This window comes from Streptomyces niveiscabiei (assembly GCF_001419795.1).
GTDB lineage: Bacteria > Actinomycetota > Actinomycetes > Streptomycetales > Streptomycetaceae > Streptomyces > Streptomyces niveiscabiei.
The window spans coordinates 1-6,867 of sequence record NZ_LIRL01000434.1; the positions used below are offsets into that span (position 1 = coordinate 1).

Genomic DNA, 6,867 nt, shown 5'->3' on the forward strand with positions numbered 1-6,867 from the left:
CCGCCCCCGCCGCCTCCGCCGCCCGCCCCCGACCCGACCGGCCACGTGAGCCGCGAGTTCTCGGCTGGCCTAAGCCGCAGACCGCGACCGTTCCCCCTCCGCCTGCGCGGGCGCGGGCGCCGCTGTCCTCGCCCAGAACTTCCCGGGCCCCGCCAGCGCCACCACCGCGGCGACTCCCAACGCGATGGCCGACATCACGAACGCGGTCGTATACCCCGACTCCGCAGGCAGCCGGGTCCCCGGCACGGTCCGGGACACCACGATCGACGCGGCGATCTGTGCCCCGAGGGAGCCCCCGATGGTCCGCATGATCGTGTTGATGCCGGTCGCCTCCCCGGTCTGGCTGCGGTCGACGGCGCTGACGACGAGGTTCGCGAGCGCGGCGAACGCGAAGCCGACGCCGATGCCGAGGATCGCGGAGCCGGCGTACATGGTCCACTCGGTGTCGTGGGCGCCGGCGTAGACCGCGAAGCCGACGACGCCGATGAGGCAGGCGAGGACGAGGGGCAGCTTCCAGCCGACGGCCGCGCCGAGGCGCCCGGCGAGGGGGCTGGCGATCAGCATGGTCACGGCCATCGGGACCATGAACAGCCCGGCCTCGGTGACGGACGCGCCGAAGCCGTACCCGGCGGCGGACGGCGTCTGCGCGAGCAGCGGCACGAGCGTGAACGCCCCGTACATGCCGAACCCGATGACGAGCGCGGTGATGTGGCTGGTCAGGACGGCGGGCCGACGCAGGAGTTCGAGGTCGATGAGGGGTTCGCGGACCTTGCCCTCGACGTACCCGAAGACGACGAGCAGGACGGCGGCGGAGAGGAAGAGGCCGATGATGCCGGGGGAGGACCAGCCCCACGACTTGCCCTCGCTGATGGCGAGCAGCAGGGCGACGACGCCCGCGCTGAGCAGGACGACGCCGGCCCAGTCGATGCGGCCGGGGCTGGTGTGCGCGGACTCCTGGATGAACACGGTGACGGCGGCGATCCCGAGGAGGATCACGATCAGCCCGAGCCAGAAGATCCAGTGCCAGTCGAGGGCGTCGACGATCGGCCCGGGGATGACGAGCCCGACGCCGAAGCCGATGCCGAACGTGGAGGAGATCAGGCCGATCGCGACGGGCACCCGTTCCCGCGGGAACTGGTCGCGGACGATGCCGAACGCGAGCGGGAAGGCGGCCGACCCGACGCCCTGGACCGCGCGGGCGGCGATGAGCAGGGGGAGCGAGTCGGACAGCGCGGCCAGCAGCGTGCCGGCGGCGAACACGGTGAGGCTCGCGATCAGCACCCGCCGCTTGCCGAACATGTCGCCGACCCGCCCGAGCAGCGCGGTCGCGACGGAGGCGGTGAGCAGGAAGGAGCTGAGCACCCAGGAGACGGCGGTCGTCGAGGCGTCGAACTCCCGCTGGAGGTCGGGCAGCGCGGGCACGACCATCGTCTGCATCAGGGAGAAGGACAGGACGGCGAGGAGGAGAGCGGCGAAGGGCGCGCCGGTGCGCGCTGGCGTGTCGGTCATGGAGAGGTCCTCGGGGGACGGGCGCGGTGATCCGCCGTTCGGGAGCACGGAGCCGGCGCCGAACTAGTGTCGAGACGTAATGATTCCATGACGTCATCCTTACGTCCAGTCACCACATTCCCGTATCGTGGGACGTATGAGCGAGACCCCTGACTCCGCCCCCCGCCCGCCGAGCCTGCTGGCGCTGCCCTCGTACCTCGCCGGACACGTGGCCCGGATCGGCCACGACGCGCTGGTGGAAGCGGTGGGCCGGCACGGGCTGCGGCTCCCGCACTTCGCGACGCTCACCGCGCTCGCGGACTTCGGCCCCCTGCCCCAGCACGTGCTGGCCGACCGCCTCGGCTTCCAACGCAGCCACCTGGGCGGATACCTCGACCTGATCGAGGAGCGCGGCCTGGTGCACCGCACCCGCGACCCCGCCGACCGGCGCCGTCAGCTGGTCGGGCTCACCGAGGAGGGGACCCGCGTCCAGCGCACCCTGTGGCAGGTCGCCGAGGAGTCCCAGGACTCCTTCCTCGCCGGCTTCACCCCGGCCGAGCGCGCGACGCTGACCGCCCTGCTGCTGCGCCTGCTCGACGCCGGCGACCGGGCGCGCGCCGGGGAAACGCTCGATCGAATTCAGTGAGCGCTTAATGTGATTGAAACAGAGAATCCACTGGAACGACTTTGAATTACCCGCCCCGGTTTAATAGTATGGTACACGAGTTTCACTTCGTGTGACGAACTGGACTTACCGGGGGAGAGTATGACGCAGATATCGTCAGAGTTCCTGCGGGAACCGCTCGTATCCACCCGTCCCGGAGCGGGCGGGTGGCGCATCCTGATCGTCGAAGGAGACGCGGGAGAAGCCTGTGCCCTGGAGGAGGGCCTGCGCCGGCACGGCCACGAGGTGGCCGCCGTGGACCGGGGCGCCCAGGCGTTGGCGGCCTACGAGAACGTGGACCTCGTCCTGCTGGAACTGGAGCTGCCGGACCTGGACGGCCTGGAGGTGTGCAAGGCGATCCGCGCGGTCAGCTGCGTCCCGCTGATCGTCGTCACCGCGCGCGGCTCGGAGCTGGACCGGGTCCTCGGCCTCCAGGCCGGCGCCGACGACTACCTGGTCAAGCCGTACGGCTTCCGGGAGTTGATGGCCCGTATCGACGCGGTCATGCGGCGCGTGCGCTCCCGCAGGAGCCCGAGCCGGGCGATCGACCACGGCCCGCTCCACATCGACGTGGGCTCCCGCGAGGTCTGCCTGGACGGCCACGGCGTGGACCTGACGCGCAAGGAGTTCGACCTCCTGTGCCTGCTCGCCTCCCACCCCGGCACCGTCATCTCGCGCAAGCGCCTCCTCCAGCAGGTGTGGGGTGACTCGTGGTCCCGGCGGACCGTCGACACCCACGTCAGCAGCCTGCGCAGAAAACTCGGCGGCAACGGCTGGGTCGTCACCGTACGCGGTGTGGGTTTCCGCCTCGGGCACGCCTGAATTCCCTTTTCCGGCATTATCGAGTTCCCCGTCGCATTCGGCGGCGGGGAACTCGGTCCGGAGATCTACCGGGAAATGCGCCTCCGTGTTTTCCGGCTCCGACCGATGGAAGCGAGTTGCGGATGACCCGCCTGCATGAATCCCCCGGAAAACCCGAGCAGATTCCCTCCGCCGTCATCGCGGGCGCCGGCCCCACCGGACTGCTCCTCGCCGGTGACCTCGCGGCGGCCGGTGTCCGGGTGACCGTCGTCGAGAAGCGCCCGGCCGGCCTCAGCAACCTGTCGCGCGCCTTCGGCGTCCACGCCCGCACCCTCGAACTCCTCGACGCCCGCGGCCTCGCCGACGAACTCGTGGCCACCGGCCAGATCGTCCGCGAACTGCGCCTGTTCGGCGCGATCCCGTTCGATCTCGGCGCACTGCCCTCCCGCTACCCCTTCCTGCTGGTCACCCCGCAGTACGAGGTGGAGCGCCTGCTGCTGCGCCGGGCCCTGAAGCACGGCGCGGAGATCCGCTACGCCGCCGAGGTCACCGGCCTCGCCCAGGACGCCGACGGCGTCACCGTCGCGCTGCGCACCGACGCGGGCGACACGACCGTACGCACCGAGTGGCTGGTCGGCGCCGACGGGACGCGCAGCGCCGTACGCGAAGCGCTCGGGCTGCCCTTCCCCGGCAAGGTGGTGATCCGGTCGGTGATCCTCGCCGACGTGAAGTTCACCGAGGAACCGCCCCTCGTGGTGCGGGTGCACGGTGCGGGCGGTGCTTTCGGGTTCATCGCGCCCTTCGGCGACGGCTACTGGCGGGTCGGCGGCTGGGACCGGGCCCACCGGGGCGAACCCGACGACGCGCCGGTCGAGTTCGAGGAGCTGCGCGCCCTGACCGAGCGGGCCTTCGGCTCCGACTTCGGGATGCACGACCCGCGCTGGCTCTCCCGCTTCCACAGCGACGAACGCCAGGTGCCCGCCTACCGCGTCGGCCGCGTCCTGCTCGCCGGCGACGCCGCCCACCAGCACTCCCCGGCCGGCGGCCAGGGCATGAACACCGGCCTCCAGGACGCCGTCAACCTCGGCTGGAAACTCGCCGCCGTCCTCCAGGGCCGCGCCCCCGACACCCTCCTCGACACCTACCACGCCGAACGCCACCCCATCGGCCGCGCGGTCCTGCGCAGCAGCGGCCTCAACCTGCGCCTCGCCATGGCCCACAACCCGCTGGAGATCGCGCTGCGCGCCGTCCGCAGACTGGTCGTCACCCACGTCGGGCCGGTGGCCCGGCAGGCGGTCGGGGAGATCACCGGAACCGGCTTCGCCTACCCGGCGCCGCGCGGCGCGCACCCCCTGGCCGGGAAGCGCGCGCCGGACCTGGAACTGGCCGAGGGGCGGCTGTACGAGGTGCTGCGCGAGGGGCGTTTCGTGCTGGTCCTGCCGCCGGGCGGGGAGTTCGGCCGGGACGGACTGACCGTCACCCACCGCGCCGACGGCGGAGACGAAGCGCTCCTGGTGCGGCCCGACGGCTACTACGCCTGGGCCGGAGCCCCGACCGCGCAGGCGATCGAGGCGGGGCTCGCGCCCTGGCCGCGTTAACACGGTCAACGCGGCGGCAGCGGCGACAGCGTCGGCAGGTGGGAGAGGAACCCGCCGTCGACGCTGAGCACCTGCCCGGTGATGAACGAGGCGGCCGGCGACGCGAGGAACGCGACCAGCGCGGCAACGTCGTCCGGCGTGCCGAGCCGGGGGATCAGGTTCGCGCTCTGGAACATCCGCTGCACCGGCTCCGGCATGTCCGCCTCCAGCGCCGGGGTGCGGACCAGGCCGGGCGCGACGGCGTTGCAGCGGACCCCGTCCGCGCCGTACGCGGCGGCCACGGAACGGGTCAGCGCGATCAGCCCGCCCTTGGACGCGCCGTACGCGACCATCACCCGGTCCCCGGACAGGCCCTGGCCGCTGGTGATGTTGATGATCGAGCCGCCGCCGCGCTCGATCATCACCGGCACGGTGTGCTTGCACAGCAGCATCGGACCGCGCAGGTTGACCGCGAGGACCTGGTCCCACAGCTGTGCCGACATGGACACGACGTCCCGGTCCTGGCGGATCGCGGAGGTCAGCGCCGCGTTGTTGTCCAGGACGTCGATGCCGCCGAACGTGTCGACGGTGAAGTCCACCAGGCGCTCCACGCTCGCCTCGTCGGCGATGTCGACCTCGTGGCCGACCACCGAGAGCCCCTGCGCGGCCAGCTTGTCGGCGGCGGTCTTCGCCGGGGCGTCGGCGACGTCCGCGAGGACGACGTGCGCCCCCAGGGCCGCCAGCGCCTCCACCGTCGCGACGCCGATCCCTCCCGCGCCGCCGGTGACCACGGCCACCTTGCCGGTCAGGGAGTGTGCTGCGTGCGTCATCGGTCGACACCTCTCGTTCGGACGGCTGGTACGGGAAGGAGGCGCTGAACGGTCGTGTGGATGAGGTCAGACGGCGCCGAACAGCTCGGCGAACCGCCCGAGCAGCAGGTCGGCCCCCTTGTAACCGGACGTCTCGGCGGCCCCCAGGACGACCGGGCCCTCGGGACCCGGCACCTGCGAGGCGCCACCCGTCGAACCCAGCGGCACCAGCACCGCGTCCGCCCCCGGCCGGTACGTCCGCTCCGGCGCCGTGCCCGCGGCGAGCGCCCGGATGTTCGCCGCCACCACGACGGCGTGCTCGGAGGCGGCCTTGGAGCGCTTCGGCTCCGGTACGGCGGTGACGTCGCCGACGGCGAAGACGTTCGTCGCGCCCGCGACCCGCAGGTGCTCGTCCACCTCCACGTGCCCGTCGGCGCGCCGGGCGGCGGCGAGGGCGCCGTGCAGCATGCCGCTCAGCGGCGCCATGCCGTAACACCTGAACCACAGGTCCGCGTCGATCCGCGTGCCCGCCTCGGTCGTCACCGAGAACGCCTCGCGCACCCCCGGCGCCACCGGAGGCATGGCCGTCAGCGCGCTGCCCAGCTCCAACCGGACGCCCCGCTCGGCGAGTTGCTCCCGCAGCGCGCCGCGCAGCTCGGGCAGGTAGCGCCCGCCGAGCACGTCCTCGGCGGGGTCCACCACCACGACCTCGGTGCTGGGCCACCGCTCGGTGATCTCCCCGGCCAGTTCGAGCCCCACGGGACCCGCGCCGAGCAGCAACACCCGGGAGGCGGCGGCGAGTTCGGCCCGCGTGCCCGCGTGCCGCAGCACCGAGTCGGCGCTGTCCTCGGTGTCCGGCTTCGCCGGGTACGGGTACGAGGAGCCGGTCGCCAGCACGACGTAGTCCGCGTCGATCCGCGTGCCGTCGGCCGTGGTGACCCCGGACGCGTCCACCTCCACGGCGCGGTCGCGCACGTGCCGGCCCCGGGTGAACAGGCCGTCGTAGCCGAAGTAGATCCGCTCCGCCCAGTCCGCGTCGACCAGGCCGCGCAGCGCCGCCACCGCGTGGACGAAGGCGTCCTTCGGGTCGATCAGGACGACGTCGAAGTCCGGGTCGAGGTCGCGCGCGAGCGCCGCCCCGCCGTATCCGCCGCCGACGATCGCGACCGTGCTGCCCATACGTTGCGCTCCTTGTGCGTCTCGTTCCCACACCGGAGGAGGCAGGGCTCCGCCGGTGTCCGTGAGCGTAGCCGTCCGCTTAAGTAAAATGCAATCTGTATGGCAATTAATGGCGCGACGTGGGGGTGGGGCATGCCGTTGGTCTACGGGTACGAGCGTTTCGGGGGGCCGGAGGTCGAGCGGTTCACGGAGGCGGCGCGGCCGGTGCCGGGGGAGGGCGAGCTGCTCGTCGCCGTGCGGGCGGCGGGGGTCAACCCCGTTGACCACAAACGGCGTTCGGGGCGGCTTCCGGCGGGAGCGCCTGCGGTGCGGCTGCCCGCTGTGATGGGGGGTGAGGCCGCGGGGGTGG

Annotated in this window: 7 protein-coding genes; 4 read left to right on the forward strand and 3 right to left on the reverse strand. The window is 72.5% G+C overall.

The window, feature by feature from the left end:
• Positions 1-69: 69 nt before the first annotated feature.
• The gene (locus tag AOK24_RS21085; RefSeq protein WP_055721619.1) at positions 70-1,509 is read right to left on the reverse strand and encodes an MFS transporter; all 1,440 of its coding nucleotides are present in this window, start codon (positions 1,507-1,509) and stop codon (positions 70-72) included.
• Between the two features lie 136 nt (positions 1,510-1,645).
• Here AOK24_RS21085 and AOK24_RS21090 point away from each other — a divergent pair, with 136 nt between their 5' ends.
• The 3 genes from AOK24_RS21090 (at position 1,646) to AOK24_RS21100 (ending at position 4,551) form a co-directional block, all read left to right on the forward strand.
• On the forward strand, positions 1,646-2,134 hold the full coding sequence (locus AOK24_RS21090; RefSeq protein WP_055721620.1) for a MarR family winged helix-turn-helix transcriptional regulator: 489 nt from the start codon (positions 1,646-1,648) through the stop codon (positions 2,132-2,134).
• A 120-nt stretch (positions 2,135-2,254) separates the two neighbouring features.
• Positions 2,255-2,974: a response regulator transcription factor gene (locus tag AOK24_RS21095; RefSeq protein WP_055721621.1), complete on the forward strand. Its 720-nt coding sequence runs from the start codon at positions 2,255-2,257 to the stop codon at positions 2,972-2,974.
• Between the two features lie 122 nt (positions 2,975-3,096).
• Positions 3,097-4,551, forward strand: a complete 1,455-nt coding sequence (locus tag AOK24_RS21100) for an FAD-dependent oxidoreductase (protein WP_055721622.1) — start codon at positions 3,097-3,099, stop codon at positions 4,549-4,551.
• 5 nt (positions 4,552-4,556) lie between these two features.
• Here the strand turns inward: AOK24_RS21100 and AOK24_RS21105 are convergent, their stop codons facing one another.
• Together AOK24_RS21105 and AOK24_RS21110 are read right to left on the reverse strand one after the other, a co-directional pair.
• Positions 4,557-5,360, reverse strand: coding sequence for an SDR family NAD(P)-dependent oxidoreductase (locus tag AOK24_RS21105; protein ID WP_055721623.1), 804 nt, complete (start codon positions 5,358-5,360; stop codon positions 4,557-4,559).
• A gap of 66 nt (positions 5,361-5,426) precedes the next feature.
• Entirely contained in the window at positions 5,427-6,518 is a 1,092-nt protein-coding gene (locus AOK24_RS21110; RefSeq protein ID WP_055721624.1) for an NAD(P)/FAD-dependent oxidoreductase, read from the reverse strand.
• Between the two features lie 99 nt (positions 6,519-6,617).
• Between AOK24_RS21110 and AOK24_RS49740 the strand changes: the two genes are divergently transcribed.
• A partial coding sequence (locus AOK24_RS49740) for an alcohol dehydrogenase catalytic domain-containing protein (protein WP_420876679.1) occupies positions 6,618-6,867 on the forward strand: 250 nt, incomplete at its 3' end.